Source organism: Deinococcus cellulosilyticus NBRC 106333 = KACC 11606 (assembly GCF_007990775.1).
In the GTDB taxonomy this organism is placed as follows: domain Bacteria; phylum Deinococcota; class Deinococci; order Deinococcales; family Deinococcaceae; genus Deinococcus_C; species Deinococcus_C cellulosilyticus.
Genome location: NZ_BJXB01000030.1, coordinates 24,959 through 47,815 on the forward strand (window position 1 = coordinate 24,959; position 22,857 = coordinate 47,815).

Genomic DNA, 22,857 nt, shown 5'->3' on the forward strand with positions numbered 1-22,857 from the left:
AGGGGGCTTTGCTTTTCAGTCCAGAGCATCTTGACAACCACCCCGCAAAAGAAAAAAGTGAAGGGGATGATTGACCTTTCGATGTTTGATGCATTTCCCATCCTGCAGACCGAACGCCTGGTGCTGCGGGACATCCGCGAAACCGACATTTCCGATGTTTTTCAACTGTTTTCCAATCCTGAAGTGACCCGTTTTCACGGCACCAGCACCTTCATGGAAGAAAAACAGGCGGCTGAATTTGTGAATTTTGTGCAATCCCGCTACCGCGAAAAAACCGGCATCCGCTGGGCCATCACGCTCAGGGACACCGGGGCTTTCATTGGGACGGTGGGGATGAACAGCATCATTCAGCACCGCACTGTGATTGGGTATGACCTGTCAGAAGCCCACTGGGGCAGAGGGTACATGCCAGAAGCCGTTCAGGCCATGCTGGAATATGCCTTTTCTGTGGGCCTGTACCGCGTTCAGGCGATGGTGATCCCCGGAAACCAGGCCTCGGTGCGGGTGCTGGAAAAGCTCGGTTTCCGGGAAGAAGGTTTGCTGCGCTCCTGGTACCACTGGGAAGGACGTTACTGGGACATGCTGAGTTTTTCCCTGCTCAAACCCGAGTTCAGACCAGAATCCCGGCGCTTCTCAGGCGTTCAGCATTGAAAGGCACCTCCCTGAGGCGCTTTCCGGTCAGGGCAAAAATCGCATTTCCAATGGCTGCACCCACCGGAGCAATCGGGGGCTCCCCGACGCCTCTGGGTTCTCCACTGCCGTCTTCGAGCAGGAAGGTCTGGATGTCGGGTGCCTCCTCCAGGGAAAGCAGGGGATAATCCGTAAAATTCTGTGCGGTGATCTTGCCGTCTTTCACCAGAACCTCTTCTTTCAGGGCCGAGGAAACCCCCCACATCACTGCCCCCTGAATCTGCGCTTTTGCCCCATCCGGGTTGATGACCAGACCGGGGTCCATGGCGCACCAGATGCGGTGGACCTTTACCCTTTCTTTTTCCTGGTCGATGGAGACTTCCGCAACCTGGGCGATCAGGTTCTCAAAGGAACTTCCACAGGCAAGACCAAGCGCCCTGCCAGAAGGTCTGGGTTTTCCCCACCTGCTTTCCCGGGCCACCGTCTGCAGCACCTTGCGCATCCGCACACCCCAGGCAGATGCGGGCAGGTGTTTCAGGCGGAATTCCAGAGGGTCCGTCCCACTCTCGGCAGCGAGTTCGTCCATGAAGCTTTCGAGCGCGAAGGTGTTGGCGAACAGGCCCAGACCGCGCCACCATCCTGTGCGGACAGGCAGGTGCGGGTTGTAGGAGATGCCCTGTCTGTTCGGAATGTCGTACAGCACCTTTCCTCCGGCATAAGAGCCAAAATCTGCACCCATCAGGGTTTCCAGAAAAGAGGGCAAAGTGGAGAAAGCCACCACCCCACTACCAATCCGGTGTTCCAGTGTTTCAATTTTTCCGTCTTTCAGCACGGCAGAGAGCACCGAATGGGTGGGAGGGCGCAGGAAACCCTGGGTCATCTCCTCAGTCCGGTCCCAGCCCACATGCACCGGAGCACCTGCAGCTTTTGAAAGGATGGCGGCCTCCAGTCCGGCCTGGGAGTTGATCTTGCTGCCAAAACCCCCTCCCAGATAGGTTGGGATCACCTCAATGGTCTCTTCTTTGATGCCCAGTTTTTTGGAAACTGCACTGGAAATGCGGAAAGGGTACTGGGTGGAGGCCCAGATTTTCACTCCTTCTGGCTTGACATCTGCGAGGGCGGCCTGAGGTTCCATCGCAGCCTGGACAGCGAAAGGCGAACGGTATTCCGCCCTGATGACGTTGCCCTGCTTCAAACCTGCTGAGCCCTTGCCTTCCCTCTGGAAGGTCACACCTGCCTTGCCTTCTGGTCGGATCAGGTCCAGGATCTCCTTTTGCTGCCAGAGCTTTCCCTGATCCCACACGGCTTTCACATGCCTGAGGGCATTTCTGGCCTGATTGCGGGTCTGGGCCACAACGCCCACAAAACCTGCCTCCAGATCCACATGCACGGTTTTCACTCCGGGTTGCCTGGAAACCTGGGAGACATCGGCAGATTTCAAGTTGGCCTCCAGCGTGGGAGGCCTGAGCACAGCACCGTACAGCATGCCTGGCAAACGGGCATCGTAGCCATAGATGGCCTCTCCAGTGACTTTGGCAGGCAGGTCGATGCGCTGGGCTGAGGTCCCGATCACCTGAAAACCCCGCACCTTCTTGAGCACTGGAGGCGTTTTGGGAACCTCCCACATGCCTTCCTGACGCGCAAGGTCTGCATACAGGGCTTGCTGTTCGGTGCCTTTCACCCGGACGCCTGTGGCAGTGAGTTCCAGTTGCTCTGCAGGTTTCTGCAGCTGCCCTGATCCTGCCTTCAGAAGCATTTCACGGAAGGTGGCTGCAGCCTCACGCATGGGCCGGAAGGAAGTCAGAATGGATGCACTGGCCCCGGTGCCAAAAGAGTCTTTCGGCCCCTGACGGGTGGTGCTCTGCACAACGTCCAGATCTGTGACTTTCAGCCCGAGCTCTTCAGCAGCAAGCTGGGCCAGAGCGGTGTGGATGCCCTGCCCCATTTCCGACTTGGTGACATAAAGGCGCAGGGTGCTGTCCTCCCGGATTTCGAACCAGGCATCGGGGGTTTTTGGGAGCTTCGCCTGGCTTTTCAGGGAGTCCTCGGACCCCTCGGCGAGTTTGAGCTGCATGGCAGGTTTGCCCAGGTAAAACCCCAGGGCCACCGCACCGCCTGCTGTCCCCAGACCGATCAGGAACTGCCTGCGGGTGATCCTCCACTTTCTGGAGCTCATGACCTGCCCTCACGCACACGCTTTGCTGCATCCAATACAGCTTCCCTGATCCGCACGTAACTGCCGCACCTGCAAAAATTTCCAGACATCCCCTGCAACAGTTCCTCATCCGAAATCCCCGGTTGCTGTTCCAGAAGTGCTGCAGCCTGCATCATCTGGCCGGACATGCACCATCCGCACTGCAGGACCTGATGGTCCACAAAAGCCTGTTGCACCGGATGCAGGGTCTCCCCTTTTTTGAGCCCCTCGATGGTGCGGATGTTCTTGTTCTGCACGGCCTGCACGGGGGTCACACATGCACGCATGGGCTTTCCATCCACATGCACGGTGCAGGACCCGCAATACCCGATCCCACAGCCGAATTTGGTTCCGGTCAGGCCCAGTTCGTCCCGCAGGACCCACAGAAGCAGGTCGTTGGGCTCGGCCCCGGTCTGGTAGGTGTTCCCGTTGATGTTCAGTTTCACATGGCCTCCTGCTGGTGACCTCAGCGTAAAGAAACCACTCCTCCCTTTGGGTATGGTGGACTGCAAAGTCCCAAAAAGAAGCTGTGTAACATAAAACCCATGATCCCCACCCCGTCGGAACTTCTGGAGCAGGCGACGCACATGTGGCGGCGTGGTGTTCCTCATGCCCTGGTCACCCTGGTCCACAGTGGGGAGGGACTGCAAAACCCACCCTCCCGTAAAGTGGGGGCACGGATGTGGGTGGCAGAAGATGGTCACATCCTGGGTTCGGTGGGATTTGGAAGCTGTGTGGATCAGGCGGCCCGGAAACAGGCCCTTGAAGCCCTCTGGCAGCAAACCCCTTTCCTCTACAGGCACCACATGGAGAACCTGACCCTGGAAGGCAGCCTGAGTTGCACCGGAAACCTCACCCTGTGGATCGAGCCTGTTTCTGGTCTGTTTCCCTGCTGGAAACAGGCCCAGAACCTCCTGGAACAAAGAACCTCCTGTGTGCTGATCACCAGAACACACAGCACAGAACACGCCCTGACCACCAACCTGAAGGCCTGCCCTGGCAGGACCCACTGGGACGGTCAGCTTTTCATGGAACGGTGGGACCCACCCATTCGCCTGCTGATTGCAGGAGAGAACGACGTGGCACAGCACCTGTTTGCCCTGGCCCGCATGATGGACCATCAGGTGGAGTTTTTCGATCCAGCGCTGCATGATCCTTCCAGTCTCGATGCCTTCAGTGCCCTGGTCATCACCTCCCACCAGTACGATCAGGAAGTTGAGTTGCTCTCCCAGGCCCTGAAAGGACCTGCGGGTTATCTGGCGGTGCTGTCCAGTGCTTCCAGAGCAGAACGGCTTAGGGAGTACCTGCAGGATCTGGGCGTTCAGGACACAGAGCGAATTTACGGGCCTGCAGGATGGGACCTGGGGGTCTCTTCTTCAAAGGCCATTGCGCTGGGCATCCTGGCAGAGCTCACCGCAAAAATCCACACTGCGGCCTACCGGACCGAAAACCTGGAGATGGCCCGCTGGTAATCTTCCGGGGTGTCCAGATCCAGCAACTCACGTTCAGGCCGCTGAAGCAGCTTCACCTGAGCCCGGTGCTTCTGGAAGAGGGGTTTTGCGCCCTCCTGTAGATTTCTCAACTCAGGAAACAGGTGCTGCTGAAACTTCACAGGAGGGGCCTGCACTTCACCATACCAACAGGAAGCCATGGGTGCGTCCACTTCTGACAAAAGCTGGAGGGTCTCTGGAGACACAAAGGGCATGTCCGCAAGCATGAAGATCAGTGAGGAACAGTCCTGCAGGTGGTCCACAGCCATCCTGAAGCTGCTGCCCATTCCTGTCTTGAAGTCCGGGTTCTCAATCAGCATGCAAGGTTGATGCTTCAGCACAGAGCGGAGGGTGGAGGCTTCCCTCCCAAGGACCACCACCACCTTGCCAATCCCGGCCTGCACAGCAGTTTCAACGGCATGCAAGAGCACAGGTTTTCCATCCAGAGGGAGCAGCAATTTGTGTTCTGGCATGCGACTTGAGGCTCCCGCAGCCAGAACCACAACCGCAGTTCGTTCTGAGGTTTTCAGTACAGGCGCTCCCGGTAGCTTTCATCGAGACCCTGCTGGACCGATTCACGGGTCACTCCTGTTTTGTTCACCTGTGCAGCCAGCATCGCGGCCACATCCACCTCTGGAGCAGCATCCACCTGATCTGCCCACAGTTTTGAGCGGATGACAGCCTTTCCGCAGTGCGGGTAGCATTCCTCCACAGTGACAGCCAGAGCCAGTTTCGGAACTTTGCCCTGGGCAGTCAGCATCTCGAGCACTTCAGGATCGGTGACGATTCTCGCAGAGCCATTCACCCGGTAGGTTTCCCGCTTCCCTGGAATGAAAAACAGGATGCCCACATGGGGATTTTTCAGGACATTGCGGTAACCATCTGCCAGACGGTTCCCTGGACGCTCGGGAATCAGCAGGGTGTGGTCATCGAGCACCTTCACAAACCCTGCCTCATCTCCTTTGGGGGAAGCATCACACAGGCCCTCCCGATTGGAGGTGCTCAGCACAATGAAAGGTGAGCTGGCGATAAAAGCCCTGGAATACTCATCCAGACGTGTTCGCACCTTGTTTTTGACCAGTTCACTGGGTTCTCCGCCCAGAATGGCATTCAGTTCGTCTTCGCTTTGCACCACATGTTGAAAGTCGGGCATGCTCCCAGTATGCGGGAACACCCCGACCTTTAAGACAGAATGCTTAACCGAACTGCATCACTCCTGGGGAACATCTCCACGGTACTCCAGCAAACCACTGCTGCTCAGGTACACCGGACCTTTCTGCAGCATGGTGGTGATGGCAATGAACTCCAGGGGATCATTGACCGTGAGCAGATGCCAGGAACTGTCCTCAAGCTGCACACTGATCTGGTGGGTGTTGGTGGGGTAGTGCCACTGCAGGGTGTAACTCTTGATCGCTCTTGGGGCCACTTCCACATCGGTAAAGTTCAGTTCGTCTGCCATAAGGTCTCCTGCGGGTTTGGGCTGCTTTCATCGTACCCCATAGGGGGTAGGCGGGGTGTGATCGGGAATGAGCCGAGTGCCGAGGGCAAATCCAGAATCAAAATGCCATGAATCATTTGCATTCAAAAAAAGAGGAGAATACAGTTGAATCAGACCCTGCTCAAGTATGCAAATGCATGCTGTACATCTTGAACCCCATCGCTTTCCAGAAGGCCACCCCGCGTTCATTGTGGGTGAGGACCTCGACATGAATGCGGGCTTCTTTGAACACCTCCTGCTTGAGGGTCTCGAAGGCTTTTCTGCCGAGTCCTTGCTTTCGGAAGGGGTACAGAATCAGGAATTGCCTCAGGTACACCGTCTGAATGCGGGAATCAAAGGCATCTGTGCCAAATTTATAGAGGGCGTATCCCACCTTCTGTCCATCGTGAATAAAATAGACCGCTTCCCATTCATCCATGAGAAAGCTTTCCATGCGCTGGGTGAGTTCACGCAGGTTCATGGGGTTGCGGTGTCCCTCTTCCTGAATCAGCTCCCGGTTGTAAACCGCAAGTTCTTGAGCGTCTTCGGGGGTGACTTGCTTCAATTGCATGATGGGTAGTTTATCGCATTCACAGGTCAGGCGTCTGCAAGCAAAAGGCAGAAAGTGGGCCTGAGACGACTGAAACCACCACAGTACGATCAGGATGAGAGGAGGATCATGCAAGGCTCAACCTGTCCTTGCAGTCTTTTCTACAGACAACCCTTCTCACCCCCACCAAAACGCTATACAATGTCATCTCAGTGTGTCCTGACCTGCACTTCTGAACAGCAGGGACACAACACAAGCAGGAAAGTTCGACAGGTGTTAGATGTACGGTTACGAAGAACTCGTTCACGCTCTTGACTATCTCACTGACGAAGAACGCCAGAAGGTGGACCGTGCTTTTGTGCTGGCCGAAAAGGCCCACAGGGGCATGAACCGCAAGAGTGGCGAGCCCTACATCACCCACCCGGTGGCCGTGGCCCAGATTCTGGCCGAACTGAAAATGGATGCGGACGGCATCTGTGCAGGTCTCCTGCACGACACCGTGGAGGACACCGATGTCACTTTCGAGGAAATCGATGAGGCGTTCGGGCATGATGTGCGCCGCATCGTGGAGGGCGAAACCAAGGTCTCCAAACTGACCAAGCTCTCCAAGAACCTGCAAGACGAGCAGGCCGAGAACCTGCGCCAGATGCTGATGGCCATGACCGGCGACCTGCGCATCATCATTGTGAAACTCGCAGACCGCCTGCACAACATGCGCACCCTCGGCAGCATGCCCGAACACAAGCAGAAACGCATCTCCAGGGAAACCCTGGAGATTTTTGCTCCTCTGGCGCACCGTCTGGGGATCGGGCAGATCAAGTGGGAACTCGAAGACCTGTGCTTCAAGTACCTCTTCCCCGAGGATTTCGACAGCCTGGTGCGGGCCCTCAACATGCGCAAGTCCGAGCGCGAGGGGCACATCCAGCGGGCCATCGAGCAGATCAAGTTCACCCTGGGAGACGATCAGGAACTGACCCGCTGGGTCATCAAGATCGAGGTGAGTGGGCGCAGCAAGCACCTGTATTCCATCCACAACAAGATGGTGCACGAGCACAAGTCCATCGAGCAGATCTTTGACCTGCTGGCCATCCGGGTGATCCTGACCCCCAAACCCGTCACGGCAAGTGAAATCAACTTTGATTCACCCGAAGAGTACCAGAAGGCCCTGGAAATGGCCGAGCTTGGGCGTGAGAAACGGGTCTGCTATCACACCCTGGGGATCGTGCACAGCATGTGGACCCCCATCCCGGGTCGCTTCAAGGACTACATTGCCGTTCCCAAACCCAACGGGTACCAGAGCCTGCACACCACTGTGATCAGCCTGTCTGGCCTGCCCATCGAGGTGCAGATCCGCTCTGCGCGCATGCATTACATTGCCGAGTATGGGGTGGCGGCCCACTGGCTCTACAAGCAGGACCAGCAGGGCAAGGCCACCACCGAGCAGAAGATCAACTGGCTGAACCAGCTGGAGCAGTTGCAGCAGGAAATCACCGATGCCAGCGACTTCATCGATGCGGTGAAGAATGACCTGCTGTCCGGGCGGGTCTTTGTGTTCACCCCCAAAGGGGACACGGTGAATCTGCCCAAAGGGGCCACGCCCATCGACTTCGCGTACCACATTCACACCCGCGTCGGGGACACCTGCGTGGGGGCCATTGTGAACGGCCAGATTGTTCCCCTGAACTATGAGCTGCAGAACGGGGACCGTCTGGAAATCCTCACCAGCAAGAACGCCACACCCAGCAAGGACTGGATGAATTTTGCGGTGACCCGCTCTGCAAGAACCAAAATCCGGCACTTCTTCCGCACCAAAGAACGGCAGGACGCCCTGCAGAATGGGCATGACCAGCTGGAAACCTACCTGCGCAAGCGCAACCTGCCTGTCCGCCAGCTCATGCGCACCAAGGTGCTTGAAGATGTTGCAGAGAAACTGCTGGGTGCCCGCAACCCGGACGAGCTCTATCTTGCCATTCATTCCGGGCGCATGAATCCCGCGAATGTGGCCCGTCTGCTTTCCCCGCAACTGGAAGCGGAGCAGGCCCAGCCTGTGGTCAAAGCTCCACCCAAACGCAAAGCGCCACCGAAGCAGAAAGATGGGGGCATCATCATCGATGGGGTCATCACCGATGCCAAGGTGGCCCACTGCTGCAACCCGATTGTCGGAGATGAAATCCGGGGTTACCTGACCCGTGGTCGGGGGGTTTCCGTGCACCGCGCAGATTGTCCCAATTTCCAGCGTCTGCTCCGTGAAGAGCCGGACCGTTGCGTGCTCGCCACCTGGTCGGCTTCCAATGAAGTGGAGCAACTCGTGGATCTGGACATCATCTGCACCGACCGTCCCAACCTGCTGGCAGAAGTGCTGCAGGTGATTTCCGAGCAGAGGCGCAACGTGCTGCATGTGACTGCAGGCGTGGGCTCTGGGGGAATCGCCCACATCTACCTGAGGACCACCGTGAAAGGCAACAACGACCTGAGCCTGCTCGCAGATGCCCTGAAGCGCAACAAAGACATCCAGAATGTGCTGCGCATGTCGGGCAGCAAGGGCGGCATGCCCATTCCGGGCCGAAGCAGTTTGCGAAGCTGAGTTCACAGTTCACAGCAAGCAAGACCCGTGAAAACGCTCGCTGTAAACTGTCTTCTGTTGACTGTGAACTTTTCTTTGAGGGGTTTCACAGTCCTGCATCTTCTGGAGGCCTGAATGAAAGAAATCAATTTTGCCAAAACCATTTTGCAGGACCGTCCCTGGCAGGAAGTCTCCTCCGGGGAGGTCCTGCAGAGCTCAAAGGCCCTTCTGTCAGAGTGGATGGCAGGTGAAAAGCGTCTGGAGAGACCAAAACTTTACGATCACTATGCCCTTTTGCTGGTCGCTCTGGTGGACCGTGTTGAGCGATTGGAAGAAGAATTGCAATCATTAAAAAATAAAACCTGAGTTCAATACGCTCAAGTTTGCTTAGTTTTAGGGTATACTCTGGTATGCCACTCACGCTCATTCCCGTGACTCCCGAGAACTGGGAGCAGCTCATTCAACTGAAATTGCCGGCAGAACAGGAAAACAGCAACCCACCCAACTGGTATGCCCTGCTTCAGGCCAACCAGCTTCAGTACCTCGCCTACGGCATCCAGAGTGAAGGCAGGATCATTGGACTCGTCACCATTGGCTGGGTGAACGACACCCGCAGTTACTGGATTCACCACCTGATGCTTGATGCAGACCACACCGAACCCCAGCATGCCCTCGAGGCCTTGCAGCTTGCCATTCGTTACATTCGCGGGCTTCCGGTGGGAACCAACATCACCTATCCCCTGCCCGCCACGCTGTACCATCCCATCACCAATCAACAATTGCAGGAACTCGGGTTTGTGCCCCTCGGAGAATTCAAAGGACAGGTGATCTATGGCCTGCAGGCCACGGCCCTGCCTCCCCTTCCCATCGAGGCACCCGTGGCAGCCCTGCCCCAGGATGAGAAAAAGGAGATAAATTGGGAAAGAATTTTGCTGGGGATCATCCTGATTCTGCTCACACTGTATGGGTACTTTGAAGTGTATGTGCCCCGTCTGCCTCCGCCAGGTGATCTGCCCATCACCTGACGGAAGTTTTCTTTTCGCCCGATTCGCCTTCCTGGAGGAACAACATCATGAAAAAATGGCTCATTGCATCCGCACTGCTTTTTGGACAGGGCTTTGCCCAGCAGAACCTCGCTGAACTGCAAACCGAATACCAGAACGCCCTGAAAACCGCCCCCAAAACCACCGGAAATTCCACCTGGAAAAGCCTGATGGACCGTGTGGAAGAACTCAAAAACCAGAGTCCCACCCCGGAAGTGCTGCAACTCAGGGCCAACATCTACAGCGATGTGAAATGGTGGATTCGGGCCAAAACTGCCTGGGAAGACTACCAGAAGGTTTCTGCCCTGAGTGCCGACCAGAAGCAGCGCTATTCTGAAGCCCTGCACAATCTGGCGTTCACTGCAGCCCACCGCAGCGAACCCGACCTGCAAGAGGCCCTGCAGTACGCCCAGAAAGCCATTGAAGTCACCCCGGATTACTACCCTGCCCGTTATCTGCTGGCAGAAACCTACCAGGACCTCGGGGATTACAACAACGCCAAAAATGCCTGGAAACAGGTGCTGGAGCTGAATCCCAAGGACAGCAAAGCCCAGTACTTTGTCAATGTGGAAGACCGTCTGGCCAAATATGGCAAAGACCTGAATCAGGCTTTCACCAGGGGTTACGCAGCCTACGCTGAAAACCAGAAAGGTGAGGCCCTGAACCTCTTCAAGAAGACCACCGAACTGGCCCCCGACTTCTCTGAAGGCTGGCGTTACTTTGCCCGCACTGCTTTCGAGCTTGGAGATGCAAAGGCCGCCATGGAAGGCTACCAGAAGCTGACCGAGATCGAAGGCCAGACCCCAGAAAACACCTTCTGGCTGAACTATGCCACCGAAGCCAGCCAATTTGGCATGGATGCCGTGAAAGCCTACCGTTCTGGCTACACCGCCTACCAGAACAAGAACTTCAAGGACGCCGAGAACCTCTTCAAACAGGCCACCTCCCTGAGCCCCAGTTACCAGAAAGCCTGGGCCTGGCTTGGACGGGTCAGGTATGAGCAAAAGAACTACTCTGGAGCAGTCCAGGCCTACATGCAGGCTGTAACGCTTGATCCAGACGATGAAAGCAGCGAGTATTACCTGAAGCTGGCCAAGAATCGCAAATAATGATCCTGATAACTCAAACCCTTTCCTCCGCGAAAGGGTTTTTCTTTTTGCTGACGGCGGACGGCTGATGGCTGATGGCTGGATGGGACATCTGTAAGTCCAGTTCTGTTATATTAGACGGGCATTTCCCACAGGAGCCTTATGCTTTTTGCACTCGACAAAGACCCCAGACTGCAGGCCTTCCAGCAAAGCCTATCGAAGTTCCATCACAACAACACCGATCCCCAGAAAGCCAAAGAGCTGGGCAAGATGCTGGGCAACCTGTATTATCACGACCTTTATCAGGATAAGGGCTTTTATGCTGCTGCCCGGGAGGTTGCAGATCGATTGTGCAGCATTGATCCTGCAGCCCACCAGAGCGTCAGGCGGGCGTGGGTGCGGGCCCTGAATGCCCTGGAGCCGCAGGGAGAACTCGATGAGGTGGTCAGCCAGATCTACTGGAGCCGCAAATCCCGCTGGGAACGTCTGGCAAAACAGCTGAAAATTGCAGTGCCCAAGAAGTTTCTGGCTTACCGGGCCATCAAGGGCTCTGCTTTTGTTGAAGCGGTGGCACGGGCCTGGGAAGAGGAAGAATTCCCCCTGATGTCGGTCTGGCAGGAGTCGCTGGCCTCCTGGTCCCTGTCTGAAAAAGCTGCAAGGCAGTTTTTTGGGGAGCCTTTCGAAGAGGAAGATGCCGTGCTCTTTGTTGCCGAGATTCCCTTCGAGCAGACATTCATGGACAAGTTTCTGGACGGAGGAACGCTGGTGCTGGGCCATTTTGAAGAGGACCTGATTTTTGCTGGTGGCTACAAATCTGGAGACATTTTTGCCCTCAAGGAACGCACCATTGTGAAGTACCGGGGCTTTGAGTACACCTTTGACCAGCGCAAACTGCTGAGCAACATTCTGAAGGCAGGGATCTGACGTGGCCCGCAAAAACACCCCCGAAGTCAAGAAACCCGAGGCTGTTCTGAAGGTCATCCAGCAGCTCAGAGAGCAGGCCAGCACACCTGAGGTGCGCGCCCGTGCCATCAGCATGTATGGGGAAGATGATCCTGAAGTCCATCTTAAGCTCAGCAAAAGGTCCTCTTAAGAGGAGAAATAGCATATCCTACAAAGCAAAAAGCTTGCAGGACTTAATCTGTTCTCAGGTTTTATGAACCTGTTGTGGAGAACACATTTGATGCCACAACAGCAGATTCTGGTGAAAGATTGGCCCCGTCCCCATTTCAACGTGAAGGGCAAAAGCATACAGGGCACCCGGGAACCGGACACCCTGCATTCAGGACAGATCCTTGATTGTGTTGTGAAGTTTGTGGTGAAGCGGATGGATTCGAGGCTTACTCTTCGTGCTCATCGTCCAGCGTAGAAATGTATTCCTTGAGACTTGCCGTGTCCCCCGCTGAAAGATCCTGTGCGATTTTCTCAATCGCCAGTCGGACAACCTCACTCTTGGAGATGAGGCGTTCCGGGCTGGAGAGTTCATACGCAGTCTTGGTCAGGAGTGCGTCTTGCTCTTCAGAGATGACGACTTGCAGGCGCTTTTTTTCTTTCTTCGGCACGGTCACTCCTTTAGGAATATTTTAGCATCCAGAAATACACACAAACAACACTATCAGATATTGGACTTCCATGAGTCAAGTGTGTAAGATACTCCTAGGGCACAGCCCATACACTCTGGTAACAACTCAGCACCTGCTGATCTGAAAGGACACTATGCTTCTGGACACCCCCATTACCATTTTCGGTGGCTCCCACCTGAGCGGCGAATTCAAAGCACAACCCTCCAAAAATGCCGCGCTGCCCATCATCGTGGCCAGCCTGCTCAGCAAAGAGCCCGTTGTTTTGCACGGGATTCCCAGACTCGCAGACATCTACACCATTCTTGAACTGATGACCGGCCTCGGCACCAAATACCGCTGGCTCGGACCCAACACTTTGGAGCTCCACACCCCCGAACTGACCTCCACCGTGGCCCCTTATGCTCTCGTGAGCAAGATGCGGGCTTCTTTCATTCTGATGGGCAGCCTGCTCTCCCGCGCAGGACACGCCGAAGTCAGCATGCCCGGCGGTTGCGCTTTCGGTCAGCGTCCTGTGGACCAGCACATCAAGGCTTTCCGCGCCATGGGTGCAGAGGTGGACGAAGAGGGCGGCAATTTTATCGCCACCCGCACCGATACCTTCAATGGCTCCTACGTCTTTGAAATCCTCACCGTGGGCGGCACCCAGAACGCCATCCTCGCCGCAGTCCTCGGTGAAGGAACGGTCATTCTGGACAACGCCAGCATTGACACCGATGTTGTGGACATGGTGCGCTTCCTGAACTCCCTCGGTGCCCAGATTGAAGGGGTTGGAACCAATACCATCGTGATCCACGGGGTGAAAGAACTGCGCGGTGGCGAGTACACCGTGATCCCCGACCGCATCGAAGCCAGCACCATGTTGATTGCCGCAGTTGCCACCAGAAGCCAGCTGACGGTCACCAACGTGATCCCTGGTCACCTGCGTGCAGTCACCTCCAAACTTGTGGAAATGGGTGCCCACATTCTGGAACTCGACCACAACACCCTCTCCATCGATGCCCGTCATGGCGAACTGCGCCCCGTGAACCTCACCACCAGTGAGTTCCCCGGGTTCCCCACCGACGTGCAGCCCCAGATGAGCGCTCTGCTGGCCACCGTCCCTGGCACCAGCATCGTGATGGACAAGGTTTACCCCGAGCGCCTCACCCACGTGGTGGAACTGCGCCGCATGGGAGCCAACATCGAAGTGCCCGAACACACCCAGGTCATCCAGGGCAAGAAACTGCATGGTGCACCTGTCCGCGCTGCAGACATCCGCGCCGGAGCCGCACTGGTGGTCGCTGCCATGGCCGCCGAAGGCAAGTCCGTCATCGACGGCGTGCGCTTCCTGAACCGTGGCTATGAACGCCTCACGGAGCGCCTGCAGGCCGTCGGGGTGCACATCGAGCAGAACCAGCAACTCGTTGCTGCTGCAATGGACTGAGCCTCAGGCCTTCACCTCGTACCCTCTCCTCGCTGCGCTTTCCTCTCCCTGACAGGGAGAGGATTTTTTTGTGCCACACAACTGTGTACATTCCCTTCCACATCAGATGTCACAGTCGAGTAAACTGGTTTCATTATGTCCGCCGAGTACACCCTTCTCTCTCGTCAGCGAAGCGAGGTGCGTTTCGACCCGTGATCGCTGAAAAATTAATAGACCTCGAGCGCGAGTACCGCAATCTGGAGCGCGAGATGAGCAATCCCGAAGTCTTCGGGAACAATGATGCTTACCTCAAACTGAACCGGAGGTATGCTGAACTTTCGCCCATCATGCAGCTCTGGGAGGAGTACAAGCGCCTTTCGGACTCGAAAAAACAAGCCGAAGAGTTGCTGTCCGATCCTGACATGCGGGAACTGGCAGAACTGGACCTGGAGACCGCAAACAGCCGCATCCCTGAAATTGAGCAGGAACTGGATGTGCTGCTGCTGCCCAAAGACCCCAGGGATGAACGCAACGTCATTCTGGAGATCCGCTCGGGTGCCGGAGGGGACGAAGCTGCGCTTTTTGCAGCTGACCTGCTGCGTATGTACGAACGGTATTGTGTGAAGGCTGGCCTGAAGATGGAACTGCTGGACTCCAACCCCAGCGACCTGGGGGGATTCTCCAAGGTGGTGGTGGAACTCTCCGGAGAACGGGCCTACAGCCACTTCAAGTTTGAGGGGGGCGTGCACCGGGTTCAGCGGGTTCCTGCCACAGAGTCCCAGGGCCGCATCCACACCAGCACCGTGACGGTTGCCGTGATGCCCGAGGTGGAAGAATCCGAAGTGGACCTCAACATGAATGAGGTTCGCATCGATGTGTTCCGTTCTCAGGGTGCCGGAGGTCAGGGGGTCAACACCACCGACTCTGCTGTGCGCGTCGTGTACCGCCCGGGAACCCCGGATGAACTGATCGTGGTGTGTCAGGATGCCCGCAGTCAGATCAAGAACCGGGAAAAGGCCCTGAACGTCCTCAGAAGCCGTCTTGCCGAGATGCAGAGGCAGGAAGAAGAGGAAAAAATCCGCAGTGAACGCCAGAGCATGATTGGCTCCGGGGACCGCAGCGAGAAGATCCGCACCTACAATTACCCCCAGAACCGCGTCACCGATCATCGTCTCAGCGGAGACGACAAAAACCACCCGCTGGATGTGGTGATGAACGGCAACCTGGAAGATCTGCTGGAGGCCCTGCAACGCCTGCAACGCGAGGAACTGCTTGCCGAGATGGCCGAGGCTGCAGAGTGAGGGGGCCATGTGGCAAGGCGTGAACTGCTGGTCACTGCAGCCATCCTGAGGGACAAACTGGGCCGCATCCTGCTGGTCGGGAACGACTGGCAGCGCTCAGGACGGGTGCGTTACACCCTGCCCGGAGGTGTGGTCGAGCATGGAGAAACAGCCCCCCAGGCCCTGGTCCGGGAAATTCTGGAAGAAACCGGGCTCAAGCTCAAGAAGATCCACCACCTGGCTTACTGTGTGCACATCGAAGATGTGCGCAGACATGACCGGGCCATCAGTCTGGTCTTCGAGGCCGACTGGGAAGGCCTGCTGAACCCCAGAGACCCCGATGGTTTCATTGTGGAGGCCCGTTTCTTCACCGCCGAGGAGATCACCCGCATGCTGGACTCTCCCCCCATCCGCGACCCCCTGACCGATTACCTGACTTCAGGAATTCCCGGGCTGTTCTACGCCTTCTCGGGCTGGGATGGAAAGGGCGGAATTCGGATTCCAACCATCAAAAAAGAAGTCTGATTCGAGGCATTCTGCGCCCCTCTCTGGTCCAGAGAGGGGCATTCTTGAATTCAGGTTGTGGTGGCAAGTCCCCAGAAATATGTTCCCGACCAGTATTCTCCTCCCATCAAGCCGAGCAAGTCCTCTCTGGTCGGAAAGTTCTTGAGCACCTCATGGGTCTCCCCGGAAAGAAGATGGCGGGCCTGATGGGTGTTGCCTTCTTCATCCACTCTGGAGATGGGTGTGCTGTTGCCCTCCACATACAGGTTGTCCATCAAGATCAGTGGTCTTCCTGCACCAACAGCCTCTCGGATTCCCTTCAGGAAATCTGCCCTTCTGGAGATCGGAACGTGCGAGAACCAGAATCCTGCGAACACCACATCCACCTCACAGGGCTTCGGGCGAAACGCATCTCCCAGCTCAAATTGCACCGGGCAAAGGTAAGTCTTGCTGCGAGCCAGATCGAGCACCTCCTGTCCAATGTCTGTTGCATGGATGCTTTTTGCTGTTCTGGAGAGCCGCTCGGTCCAGTATCCTGTCCCGCAGGCCAGTTCCAGCACAGCAAAACGCTGCACCCTTTTCTGCAGGTGCAGCGTGAAATCGGTGATGTCCTGTTGCCGTTCAGGTCTGGCGTAGATGCGTTCGTACTCACTGGCCCGTCTGGCGTAATACCCTTGCAGGTCTGTCATTCAGAAACCCACAAAAAAGCATATCACTCTTCCCGGTTGGTGATGCGCTCCAGCCACGAACGCACCTGACGTTCGTTCAGCACCCGGGTGACTTTCAGGTCGGCTTTCAGGGCACTGAACATGCGCATGCTGTTCCACGTTCTGTGGTAGGTGGGGGGGCCCAGCAGGATCACCCGGCGGTCTTCAAGCACAGGAATGTCTGATGGCGTGCCCTCTCCCCACACCCAGTTCTCACTGGCCTCGCTGAGGGTCAGGTCCCCGAGCAGGGCTTCGTGGGTGTACATGTTCCAGCAGCCCTCCACATGGTCTTCCCCTTCCTGGGGGCCATCCCCACGGGCAACAGCAATGATGCGCTCGCTGGTGCGTTTGCGTTTAAAAAGGCCTTTCTGTGGGAACACGTCCATCAGGAGGACATGGAGCTGAAAATTGTCCACCACGCCACTGAGAAGACCCTCAATGCCCAGACCCGTGGAAGGTTCCAGCACCACCACAGGCTCTTCATGCATCACCGGAATGAGCTTGCTGAGCCAGTGCGCCCCCTCGTGGTGCTCACTGAGGGGTTCCAGCAGAGGGAGCAATGGAGCAGCCTCTGATCTGGCTGCAGGACTGACGGACAGCAGGGCAATGGCAGGCCTCCAGAACAGTTCCAGATCATCGAGGGCTGCCAGGCATTCCTCGGACAGGTTCTCAGGATCGGTGCACCCTGACAGGTGTTCTTCTGCCCGGTGGAGCACCTCCTCCAGGCGGTCCAGGAGAGCATCCTGCACATCCTTTGGAGAACATCCTCCTTCCAGAAAAGCCCCGATGCACATGCCAATCAGGCCTGCCTTTCCTGCATGGGAAAGGCTGAGGCCCGAAGCCAGATCCCTGAGGGCCTCCTCCACCGCAGTTCTGGGTTGTTTGCGGGCCTCGTCGAACACACACTGGGCCAGAGGATAGAGATCGTCCGGGGTGCTGTTTTCGTCCTGTGCAGAAATCAATAACTGTTCAACAGCGTGTTTCAAAGTCACCTCTGGCTCCTCATTCTCATCCTACTGGTTTTGTGAGGATTTCGCTGTCCTTCAGGTCTCTGCACAGTAAGGTCATGCAGAGTCGCCTTTGGGTGGATGTCATTACAAAAGGCCGTCAGCCTTCAGCCATCAGCACCAAAACAACTGGGGGCTTTCACTTCAGCCACCACAAACAACTGCTTTGCTTTCCAGCACAGTGCAAACCTTTCATTGGTCCGCTGCAAAAGCATCCAGACATCTTTTGCTGAAGGCTGATCGCTGATCGCTTCCCACCTCAAAGAATCAGGCTTTGCGATGATCCAGTCCCGCAAATGAAGGTCAATGGTGGTGATGGTGGTGGCCTTCTCCCTCTTTCGGAGCAGGCAGGCGGTCGTAATGGTAGGCCATGCAGGCAATGAAGGTGGCCAGAGGCACTGCCAGGATCAGGCCAATGGACCCCACCATGCTCTGCACAATGGCACTGGCGACCACTTCCATGTTCATTGCCCCTTTCAGGGTGGTGTTACCAGCCTGGAAAAGCACAAAGAGGGACAGGCTGCTTCCTGCGTAAGCCAGAACCAGGGTGTTCACCAGGCTGCCAATGTGGTCCATTCCGACCCGCATGCTGGCCCGGAACAGGTCCTGCCAGGTGGGCTTCGGATGGTTGTGTCCGTGGTGCTGGTGGGCGAGCTCACGCACCACTGCCACCTGCGGAATGGTCGAATCCACCAGTGCTCCCAGAGCCCCGATGATCATGCCACCCAGCAAAAGCCCTCTCAGGTCGGTGATGCCCATCTGCTTCAGAAACATGGTCTCTTCATCCATCAGGCCTGTGAGGTGGGTGAAGTGCATGGAGACAGCAGCAAGGCCCACCGTGACGGCAGCGGTCAGGATGGTGGCAATCAGGGCAGCAGTGGTGGTCCAGTTCAGGCCGTGCACGAAGTACACGCTGAAGAGCAGAATGCCAGTGCTGCCCAGCAGGGCAACCACGGCAGGGTTCCATCCAGCCAGGATCAGGGGAATGACCATCAGAAGAATCACCCCCACCGACAGAAACATGCCGATCACAGCCCGGATGCCCTTGCCTTTTCCCACCACCCCTGCAACCAGCACGAAAATCAGGGTGAGGGCCAGCAGGTAAGGCCAGCGCACAAAATCCGCAAGGTAGTAAACGGTTTTGCCTTCCGGGTCGAGGGTCTGGTACACCTGCACCAGATCTCCAAGTTTGACGGGCACTCCGCCTTCATTGTTCAGGGAAAGAAGGTTCTGCCCCACTTTGACAGTCAGGGGGTCCAGATCGGTGATGGTGCCTTCGAGGGTCTGGGTCCCAGAGCCTGAAGAAGCCTGCGCCTGACCCACAGAAGCAAACCAGGAGATCAGGCAAAAGAAAAGGATCAGCAGCTTGCGCATGCAGCAAGACTAGCAGACCCACATGAAAAGTTCCTGCCAGATTGAATTATCGGGTCCTCAACCACAGCACGAAATACGCAATCAGGTAGATGGTGGTGCTGCCCATGATCAGTGTTGCAAGGTCAGGCTGGGGCAGAGAGGGTTCAATCCCGGACATCAGCATGTAGGCCAGTCCGCCACCAATCAGCACGGTAAAGGTGATCCGGATGGCCTCAGCGTTGCGCAGGCGCACCATCTCATCCAGCATGCTCTGGTATTTTTCCATGTAGTAAATCACTGCCCCTGCATAAACCACAATCAGCACCAGCAGCAAGTTGCGCAGGGTGGGGTCATTCGACCTCTCAACGAACACCGAAAGAATGCCAATCACAAAAGAGCCCAATATGACTCCCAGTGCACCCCACATGGAAAAATTTTTAACTCTGTATTCTCTGGATTGTTGTTTCATGGCAGGAACCTCCCAGACGGTCATCCAGGCAGACATTGCCGCCTGAATGATGGGCCTGATGTCTCCCAAGGATAGCAAGTTTGGGGCCTCATCTGCACAGGTGAATCAACCTGATGTCTGAATCAGGTGCAAAACCAGAAATTCTGGTTTTGGGGGGTTCTTCTCCTTATCATCAATGGATGGTCAAAACATCCCAATTGAAATTGCTGATTGCTGTCCTGTTTTTGTTGCCTTTCGCACTGCTCTTGATGCTGCTCTGGCTGAGCCAGCCTGGACATTTGCCTGTGACCCTGGGGGGAATTCCCGCAGATGCTGCTGAACAGCATCCCATTGCAGCAAGCCCGGACACCCCCTGGCCCAGAGCCACACTTCTGCTTCCACTCCCACAGGTGGGCGGACAGGAATTGACCCTTCCAGAAGGCACAGAGGGCCTGGTGGTGATCAGAGATGGAAAAATCATTCATGAGACTTTCAAGATGGGCAAACGTCCAGAATCAACAAACCAGTACAGCATCAGCAGTTCGGTGTTGACCCTGCTGCTGGGCATTGCCTCCCATGAAAAGCAGATGGACCTTGACCATCCCCTCCAGACTTATGTGCCAGAAGCAGAGCCTCAGACCACCCTCTGGCAGGTGCTGGAGCGCAGTTCGCGAAGCCACATGCCTTCTGCAGACGACCAGAAACAATACAGCGACATGCTTTTGCTGGCCCGGGCACTGGAAGCCGCCACCAAAACCCCCCTGAACGTCTACACTTCAGCACACCTGTGGAAACCCATTGAAGCACAGAACGAAGCTTACTGGGGCATTCCGAAAACACCCCAGGCGTCCCGAAAAGTTTTGCAATCTTTCCAGGCTTCCCTGCCTGATGTGGCCCGCCTGGGGCAACTGGTTCTGAATGGAGGTACGTGGAAGGAGACCAGACTTCTGGAACAGGCCTTTCTGGACAGGGTGCTGCCCTCTGCGCAAAACGGCTGGAAAGGCATTCACTTTGGCACCTTCAATGTGGAGCAGGCCAGGGGCATCACCTTTCAGGGTCTGGGGGAACCCCAGGGGTTCTCTTTTCCACAACTCCATGTGCTGCCTGACCAGCAGGGTGTGATGGTCTACAGTGCACCCATAGGGTCTGATTTCCCCGCTCAGTTCCTGTTGCGCAAGATGTTTGCAGTTCCTCTTGCGAATTGAAACCATGAAAAACAGGAGAGGCATTGATCCTCTCCTGTCTGGTTCTGGCTTTTACTCTACAGTCACGCTCTTGGCGAGGTTGCGGGGCTTGTCCACATCCCGGTCCAGTGCAGTGGCCGTGAAGTAGGCCAGCAGTTGCATGGCGACGGCGTTCACCACAGGAGAAACCATTTCAGCGGCTCTGGGGACGTAAATCACATCGTCGGCGTGACGGGCAGCTTCGGTGTCCCCATCGCTGACCACGGCAATGACTTTGCCGCTGCGGGCTTTGACTTCCTGGATGTTGGAGATGGTTTTCTCCAGCAGGAAGCTTTCGGTGGCGATGACCACCACAGGCAGGTTCTGGTCGATCAGGGCAATGGGACCGTGCTTCATCTCCCCTGCTGCATAGGCTTCTGCGTGGATGTAACTGATCTCTTTGAGCTTCAGGGCACCTTCGAAAGCGGTGGGAGAGTTCACACCACGGCCCAGGAACAGGTAATCGCGGGCCTGGTGGTACTTCTGGGCCACACGTTTGATGTTCTCCACACGCTCAGGTTGCAGGGATTCCTCGACCAGACGGGGCAATTCGCGTGCACCTTGCAGCAGTTCGCGGCCCAGTTCCTCATTGAGGGTGCCCCGGGCACGACCGAGCCACAGGGCGAGCATCAGCATGGCACTGACCATCGCGGTGTAGGCCTTGGTGGAAGCCACCCCGATTTCAGGTCCGGCGTGGATGTAGAGCACGTCGTCCACTTCGCGGGTCATGCTGGAGCCCTTGGCGTTGATCACCCCGAGGGTTCTGGCCCCCTGTTTCTTGGCTTCACGCAGGGCTTCGAGGGTGTCGATGGTCTCGCCGGACTGGGAGATCACGATGGCAAGGGTGTTTTCGCTGACCAGGGGGGAGCGGTAGCGGTACTCGCTGGCCACATCCACTTCCACAGGGATGCGGGCGAGTTGCTCAATGAGGTATTCCCCGACCAGACCAGCATAAAATGCGGTTCCGCAGGCGATGATGGAGATGCGCTTGAAGCTGGCAGGATCGAGGTTGATGTCGAGGTTGACCTCGCCAGTCTCGTCGTGCAGGCGGCCAATCAGGGTGTTGGTGAGGGCCTGGGGCTGCTCGTAGATTTCCTTGAGCATGTAGGTGTCAAAGCCACCTTTTTCTGCGGCTTCGGCATCCCAGTCGATCAGGGTTTCATCGCGCTGAACGGGGGTGCCTTTCAGGTCGGTGATCTTGTAACTGTCCTTGCTGAGGACCACCATGTCCCCGTCGTGCAGGAACACCATGGTGCGGGTGTAGGGCAGCAGGGCAGGCACGTCACTGGCCAGGAACATCTCACCCTGGCCGACCCCCATCACCAGAGGGCTCACAGTGCGGGCAGCAACGATTTCATCGTGGTCGATGTGGGTGACCACGATGCCGTATGCTCCACGCACTTCGGCAAGGGCTTCACGCACGGCCACTTCCAGGTTGCCCTGGTACTTTTCTTCGATCAGGTGAGCAAGGACTTCGCTGTCGGTTTCGCTGCGGAAAACGTGCCCACGGGCAGTCAGGGCGTCTTTCAGGTGCAGGTAGTTCTCGATGATCCCGTTGTGGATGATCACCAGTTTGCCGTCCTCGGTGGCGTGAGGGTGGGCATTGGTGTCATTGGGCAGGCCGTGGGTGGCCCATCTGGTGTGCCCAATTCCCAGGCAACCTTTCAGGGGCTCTTTTTCGAGCTCTCCGGCCAGAATGGCCAGTTTGCCTGCACGTTTGCGCACTTCAATGCCTGCATCTGTGCGCACAGCCACACCTGCACTGTCGTAACCACGGTATTCGAGTTTTGCAAGACCAGAAATCAGAACGTCCTGGGCATCACGGGGACCAACATAACCAACGATTCCGCACATAATTTTTCTCCTGACAAAAGGCTGTCTCTGTCCAAGCAGAAACACAGAAATGAAGTCTGGTTGTGGGATCTCAGCAGACCATGAAGCCATCAGAGCAAAGAAAGCAGAGCAGCACATGGGTCCATCCGACAAATGCTGCAACGCAAAACAGAAGTCGCGTGCTACAGGTCGGACCTGAACAGCAAGTTCAGACCGCTGAAATTGGATTGTTCATCACAGGCTGGATGGGCCTTGTTTTTGGTGTCCTGTCCGGGGTTATGCCCACGTTACCGTGGGGTTTATCACTGGACTTGGCTGCTGTTCGCAGCCTGGGGAGGGTGGGACCGTCACCCTGGAGGCATCCGCAGATGTGTTCGCTGACCTCCACCTCGTATTCCTGATCAAGTCAGGACCTTGCGCTTCCCATGCTCCAAGTTGTGTCTTCCAGGGACCTCCTTTCGATCAGACTATAGCATACACAT

The 22,857-nt window shown here is 56.5% G+C and carries 24 protein-coding genes; 12 read left to right on the top strand and 12 right to left on the bottom strand.

Features of this window, described 5'->3' with window-relative positions; all coding sequences use genetic code 11:
• Positions 1-66: 66 nt before the first annotated feature.
• Positions 67-651, top strand: a complete 585-nt coding sequence (locus tag DC3_RS23810) for a GNAT family N-acetyltransferase (RefSeq protein ID WP_146889341.1) — start codon at positions 67-69, stop codon at positions 649-651.
• On the opposite strand, the gene DC3_RS23815 is transcribed toward DC3_RS23810, so the two are convergent.
• Positions 611-2,806: a xanthine dehydrogenase family protein molybdopterin-binding subunit gene (locus tag DC3_RS23815; protein ID WP_146889344.1), complete on the bottom strand. Its 2,196-nt coding sequence runs from the start codon at positions 2,804-2,806 to the stop codon at positions 611-613. The two genes, DC3_RS23810 and DC3_RS23815, sit on opposite strands and share 41 nt — an antisense overlap.
• Positions 2,803-3,270: a (2Fe-2S)-binding protein gene (locus DC3_RS23820; RefSeq protein ID WP_222594826.1), complete on the bottom strand. Its 468-nt coding sequence runs from the start codon at positions 3,268-3,270 to the stop codon at positions 2,803-2,805. The genes DC3_RS23815 and DC3_RS23820 overlap by 4 nt, the downstream gene beginning before the upstream one ends.
• Positions 3,271-3,369: 99 nt before the next feature.
• On the opposite strand from DC3_RS23820, the gene DC3_RS23825 reads away from it, so the two are divergent.
• Positions 3,370-4,296 carry an XdhC family protein gene (locus DC3_RS23825; protein ID WP_146889350.1) on the top strand — a complete coding sequence of 309 codons (927 nt, stop codon included), beginning with the start codon at positions 3,370-3,372 and terminating at the stop codon, positions 4,294-4,296.
• On the opposite strand, the gene DC3_RS23830 is transcribed toward DC3_RS23825, so the two are convergent.
• From DC3_RS23830 to DC3_RS23845, 4 genes are all read right to left on the bottom strand, one after another.
• Positions 4,260-4,817 carry a nucleotidyltransferase family protein gene (locus tag DC3_RS23830; RefSeq protein ID WP_281292597.1) on the bottom strand — a complete coding sequence of 186 codons (558 nt, stop codon included), beginning with the start codon at positions 4,815-4,817 and terminating at the stop codon, positions 4,260-4,262. The two genes, DC3_RS23825 and DC3_RS23830, sit on opposite strands and share 37 nt — an antisense overlap.
• A 23-nt stretch (positions 4,818-4,840) precedes the next feature.
• Complete coding sequence (locus DC3_RS23835) at positions 4,841-5,467, bottom strand: pyridoxamine 5'-phosphate oxidase family protein (protein WP_146889356.1); 627 nt, start codon at positions 5,465-5,467, stop codon at positions 4,841-4,843.
• Positions 5,468-5,524: 57 nt separating this feature from the next.
• Positions 5,525-5,773, bottom strand: a complete 249-nt coding sequence (locus DC3_RS23840; RefSeq protein ID WP_146889359.1) for a hypothetical protein — start codon at positions 5,771-5,773, stop codon at positions 5,525-5,527.
• 160 nt (positions 5,774-5,933) lie between these two features.
• A complete protein-coding gene (locus tag DC3_RS23845) occupies positions 5,934-6,362 on the bottom strand; it encodes a GNAT family N-acetyltransferase (protein ID WP_146889362.1) in 429 nt (142 codons plus the stop codon).
• A 259-nt stretch (positions 6,363-6,621) separates the two neighbouring features.
• Between DC3_RS23845 and DC3_RS23850 the strand changes: the two genes are divergently transcribed.
• From DC3_RS23850 to DC3_RS29350, 6 genes are all read left to right on the top strand, one after another.
• The gene (locus DC3_RS23850; RefSeq protein WP_146889365.1) at positions 6,622-8,925 is read left to right on the top strand and encodes a RelA/SpoT family protein; all 2,304 of its coding nucleotides are present in this window, start codon (positions 6,622-6,624) and stop codon (positions 8,923-8,925) included.
• A 114-nt stretch (positions 8,926-9,039) separates the two neighbouring features.
• Positions 9,040-9,270, top strand: a complete 231-nt coding sequence (locus tag DC3_RS23855) for a hypothetical protein (RefSeq protein ID WP_146889367.1) — start codon at positions 9,040-9,042, stop codon at positions 9,268-9,270.
• A 44-nt stretch (positions 9,271-9,314) separates the two neighbouring features.
• Complete coding sequence (locus tag DC3_RS23860) at positions 9,315-9,929, top strand: hypothetical protein (protein WP_146889370.1); 615 nt, start codon at positions 9,315-9,317, stop codon at positions 9,927-9,929.
• 47 nt (positions 9,930-9,976) lie between these two features.
• The gene (locus tag DC3_RS23865) at positions 9,977-11,056 is read left to right on the top strand and encodes a tetratricopeptide repeat protein (RefSeq protein ID WP_146889373.1); all 1,080 of its coding nucleotides are present in this window, start codon (positions 9,977-9,979) and stop codon (positions 11,054-11,056) included.
• 141 nt (positions 11,057-11,197) lie between these two features.
• The gene (locus DC3_RS23870; protein ID WP_146889375.1) at positions 11,198-11,959 is read left to right on the top strand and encodes a hypothetical protein; all 762 of its coding nucleotides are present in this window, start codon (positions 11,198-11,200) and stop codon (positions 11,957-11,959) included.
• A gap of 1 nt (position 11,960) precedes the next feature.
• Positions 11,961-12,128, top strand: coding sequence for a hypothetical protein (locus DC3_RS29350; RefSeq protein ID WP_186816223.1), 168 nt, complete (start codon positions 11,961-11,963; stop codon positions 12,126-12,128).
• 247 nt (positions 12,129-12,375) lie between these two features.
• Here the strand turns inward: DC3_RS29350 and DC3_RS23875 are convergent, their stop codons facing one another.
• The gene (locus DC3_RS23875) at positions 12,376-12,597 is read right to left on the bottom strand and encodes a transcriptional regulator (RefSeq protein WP_146889378.1); all 222 of its coding nucleotides are present in this window, start codon (positions 12,595-12,597) and stop codon (positions 12,376-12,378) included.
• A gap of 154 nt (positions 12,598-12,751) precedes the next feature.
• Between DC3_RS23875 and murA the strand changes: the two genes are divergently transcribed.
• The 3 genes from murA to DC3_RS23890 all read left to right on the top strand — a co-directional run bounded on the left by murA (position 12,752) and on the right by DC3_RS23890 (position 15,825).
• The gene (gene murA / locus DC3_RS23880; protein WP_146889380.1) at positions 12,752-14,041 is read left to right on the top strand and encodes a UDP-N-acetylglucosamine 1-carboxyvinyltransferase; all 1,290 of its coding nucleotides are present in this window, start codon (positions 12,752-12,754) and stop codon (positions 14,039-14,041) included.
• Positions 14,042-14,232: 191 nt separating this feature from the next.
• The gene (gene prfA, locus DC3_RS23885; protein WP_146889383.1) at positions 14,233-15,321 is read left to right on the top strand and encodes a peptide chain release factor 1; all 1,089 of its coding nucleotides are present in this window, start codon (positions 14,233-14,235) and stop codon (positions 15,319-15,321) included.
• Between the two features lie 9 nt (positions 15,322-15,330).
• The gene (locus tag DC3_RS23890; protein ID WP_146889386.1) at positions 15,331-15,825 is read left to right on the top strand and encodes an NUDIX hydrolase; all 495 of its coding nucleotides are present in this window, start codon (positions 15,331-15,333) and stop codon (positions 15,823-15,825) included.
• A 50-nt stretch (positions 15,826-15,875) separates the two neighbouring features.
• Here the strand turns inward: DC3_RS23890 and DC3_RS23895 are convergent, their stop codons facing one another.
• From DC3_RS23895 to DC3_RS23910, 4 genes are all read right to left on the bottom strand, one after another.
• On the bottom strand, positions 15,876-16,493 hold the full coding sequence (locus DC3_RS23895) for a class I SAM-dependent methyltransferase (protein ID WP_146889388.1): 618 nt from the start codon (positions 16,491-16,493) through the stop codon (positions 15,876-15,878).
• 23 nt (positions 16,494-16,516) lie between these two features.
• Positions 16,517-17,503 (bottom strand): hypothetical protein, encoded by a 987-nt coding sequence (locus DC3_RS23900; protein WP_146889392.1) that lies wholly within the window; start codon positions 17,501-17,503, stop codon positions 16,517-16,519.
• 318 nt (positions 17,504-17,821) lie between these two features.
• Positions 17,822-18,892, bottom strand: a complete 1,071-nt coding sequence (locus DC3_RS23905) for a YibE/F family protein (protein ID WP_146889395.1) — start codon at positions 18,890-18,892, stop codon at positions 17,822-17,824.
• A 46-nt stretch (positions 18,893-18,938) separates the two neighbouring features.
• Entirely contained in the window at positions 18,939-19,298 is a 360-nt protein-coding gene (locus tag DC3_RS23910; RefSeq protein ID WP_146889398.1) for a hypothetical protein, read from the bottom strand.
• Between the two features lie 221 nt (positions 19,299-19,519).
• Here DC3_RS23910 and DC3_RS23915 point away from each other — a divergent pair, with 221 nt between their 5' ends.
• Positions 19,520-20,524 carry a serine hydrolase domain-containing protein gene (locus DC3_RS23915; RefSeq protein ID WP_186816224.1) on the top strand — a complete coding sequence of 335 codons (1,005 nt, stop codon included), beginning with the start codon at positions 19,520-19,522 and terminating at the stop codon, positions 20,522-20,524.
• Between the two features lie 51 nt (positions 20,525-20,575).
• Here DC3_RS23915 and glmS read toward each other — a convergent pair whose 3' ends face one another.
• Positions 20,576-22,396, bottom strand: coding sequence for a glutamine--fructose-6-phosphate transaminase (isomerizing) (gene glmS, locus DC3_RS23920; protein ID WP_146889404.1), 1,821 nt, complete (start codon positions 22,394-22,396; stop codon positions 20,576-20,578).
• Between the last annotated feature and the right edge of the window lie 461 nt (positions 22,397-22,857).